The following is a 2671-nucleotide window of genomic DNA, read 5'->3' as shown; positions in this document are numbered from 1 at the left end:
GTTGCCGGTCCAACCGGTCCCCCGGTGGATGCGCGGCAGCCGCGTCGAGCCCGTCGCCGAGCGTGACGTCGTCGAGGCCCTGTGTCACGCCCTCGAGGTGGCTCCCCGCGCCGGGCACGGCGACCTCGGGTGCGGGGAGGCGCTGACCTACCCCGCGCTGCTGCGCAGGTTCTCCCGGGTCGCCGGGCTCCCGACGGTCCGCGTCCCGGTGTTCGGGGTGCCGTGGGATCTGGTCGCGGCGGGACTGTCCCCCCTCATGGACGTGGACGCCGGGACCGTCGCCGGCTTGATCGAGAGTCTCCGCCACGAGATGGTGACCGCCGGCCCGGCGACGGACCTGCTTCCCCCGGGCTGGGAGATGACCGGGATCGACGACGCCATCCGGCGCGCACTCGGCCACTGACGGCCTGATCGGGGCCCGGCATCCCGGGTCATTCGACACCCCGGCGCGAGAGCGCCCGGTGGGGGACAATCGACCGATGGCTCCGAATCTCCCGTTCACCGCCGCGACCTTCATCCGCGCCGCCCTGGACCGTCACGGGCCGAGCGGCACCACGGACGACATCGGGGAGAAGCTCCTCGACGCGGCGCTGCGGCAGTTCGAGCTCTTCGGCGTAACCCGGTCGACGATGGGGGACATCACGCAGCGTTCGGGCCTGTCGCGGATGACCCTCTACCGCCGGTTCGCCAACAAACAGGAGCTCATCAACGCCGTCCTGCTCCGCGAGTCCGGACGCATCCTGGCCGGGTTGAAGCAGGAGATCGACCGGTACGACGACGTGGAGTCCAAGCTGACCGAGGGGTTCCTCTACACGGTGGAGACCCTGCGCGCGCACGGCCTGCTCAACCGGCTCCTGGAGAGCGAACCCGAGGTCGCGGTCCCCTATCTCACCGTCCAGGCCGAACCACTGGTCAGCAGCAGCGCCCAGTTCCTCGCCTCGGAGATGGCCACGAGTCTCGACGACTCCCGGTCGCACGAGGAACTCCTGGTGGCCGCCGAGGTGGCCGTCCGCCTGGTGATCTCGTTCGTCCTCACCCCCTCGACGGCCATCGACCTGGACGACCCCGACGTGGCGCGCGACTTCGCGCGGAGGCACCTCGGCCCGCAGCTCAGCGGTGGGCGGGGCCTTCCCGACGGGACCTAGGGTCCGACGCGGCTCGACCTCCGACGGGCCTCAGGCCCCGACGCGGCCCGGGCGGTTGGCGCCCGGGCGTTGACACGGGGGGCTGCGCTGCCTAGCCTCAGTTACAAAGAGACCTCGAGTGTCACTCTGTACTCCGAGGCTCTCTCCGACCCACATCGTCGGAAACGAAAGGGATCGCCATGACCGCACCCACGCCCACCACCGCCCCCTCGACCCCGACCCCGAGCGCCTCCCGCGCGGAGTACGACGCCGCCCTGCTCCGCCTGTCCGAGGCGTCGGTCCGACGCCACTTCGACGCGTTCGTGGACGTCCCCTGGGACCACCCCGACTTCCGCGTGGACCGCACCGACGAGCGATGGGTCCTGCCCGCGGCCGTGGACCCGCTGGGCGCCCACCCCTGGTACCAGGCCTTGCCCGTCGAGACCCAGATCGAGATCGGGTTGTGGCGCCAGGCCAACATCATGAAGGTCGGCCTGCAGTTCGAGAACATCCTGATCCGCGGGATCATGCAGTACATCGCGAACCTGGACAACGGGTCGGCCGAGTTCCGGTACCTCACCCACGAGGCGACCGAGGAGTGCCACCACACCCAGATGTTCCAGCAGGGCGTCAACATCATCGGTGCCGACGTGCCCGGGTTGCCCCGCTGGATGCGCCGGGTCTCGCCGATCATCCCGTGGTTCGCCTCCCTGACCCCGGTGGGCTTCTTCATCGGCGTCCTCGCCGGCGAGGAGCCGATCGACCACACCCAGAAGCAGATCCTGCGGGGCGCGGACGAGCTCCCGCCCGTGCTGAGCCGCATCATGGAGATCCATGTGGCGGAGGAGGCGCGGCACATCTCCTTCGCGCACACCTACGTCGCCCGCCACGCGCCCCGGATGAGCCGCGGTCAGATCTTCGCGGTCTCCCTGGCGTTCCCGGTGATCATGCGGGTGTTGTGCGATGCCATCCTCAAGCCGACCAAGGAGTTCCGCGAGGAGTTCGACGTTCCCCGCGAGGTCATCGACGAGCTGTACTGGGACAGCCCGAAGTCCCGCGAGTTCCTGTCCGACCTCTTCTCCGACGTGCGCATGCTCGCCGAGCAGTCCGGACTGATGAACCCCCTCGCACGGCGGGTCTGGCGGGCGCTGAAGATCGACGGCCGCGCCTCCCGCTATCGCAGCGAACCGCCCGTCACGTACTCCACCGCCGTCTGATGCCCCACGTCGTCACCCAGGCGTGTTGCGCCGATGCGTCCTGCGTCCACGCGTGCCCGGTCAACTGCATCCACCCGACTCCGGACGAGCCGGACTTCGCCACCGCCGAGATGCTGTACATCGACCCGGACGTCTGCGTGGACTGCGGGGCGTGCGTAGGAGCGTGCCCGGTCGGGGCGATCGTCCCCGACGACCGCCTCGCCCCGGGGGAGCAGGTGTTCCTCGACCTCAACGCCGTGTTGAGCACGCCGTCGCGCCCGTATCCGCCGCAGGCGCCGGTCCCCCCGATCCGCCGTCTGGAGCGGGGCCGCGGCCCCGCCGGGGAGCCGC

The 2671-nt window shown here is 70.5% G+C and carries 3 protein-coding genes and 1 pseudogene; all 4 read left to right on the top strand.

Annotated features, from left to right (window positions below; all coding sequences use genetic code 11):
• Positions 1-403 (top strand): annotated as a pseudogene (locus G6027_RS09425) (NAD-dependent dehydratase); the annotation flags it as partial.
• Positions 404-479: 76 nt separating this feature from the next.
• Positions 480-1145, top strand: a complete 666-nt coding sequence (locus G6027_RS09420) for a TetR/AcrR family transcriptional regulator (RefSeq protein ID WP_241726993.1) — start codon at positions 480-482, stop codon at positions 1143-1145.
• A 179-nt stretch (positions 1146-1324) separates the two neighbouring features.
• A complete protein-coding gene (locus tag G6027_RS09415) occupies positions 1325-2341 on the top strand; it encodes a diiron oxygenase (RefSeq protein WP_182636942.1) in 1017 nt (338 codons plus the stop codon).
• Positions 2341-2671: ferredoxin family protein (locus G6027_RS09410; protein WP_241726992.1), on the top strand; the 331-nt coding region annotated here is incomplete at its 3' end. The genes G6027_RS09415 and G6027_RS09410, both read left to right, overlap by 1 nt.

This window comes from Dietzia sp. SLG310A2-38A2 (assembly GCF_014145095.1).
Taxonomy (GTDB): domain Bacteria; phylum Actinomycetota; class Actinomycetes; order Mycobacteriales; family Mycobacteriaceae; genus Dietzia.
Note: the sequence above shows the minus strand (reverse complement) of the source record. Positions and strands in the feature narration are given on the sequence as shown.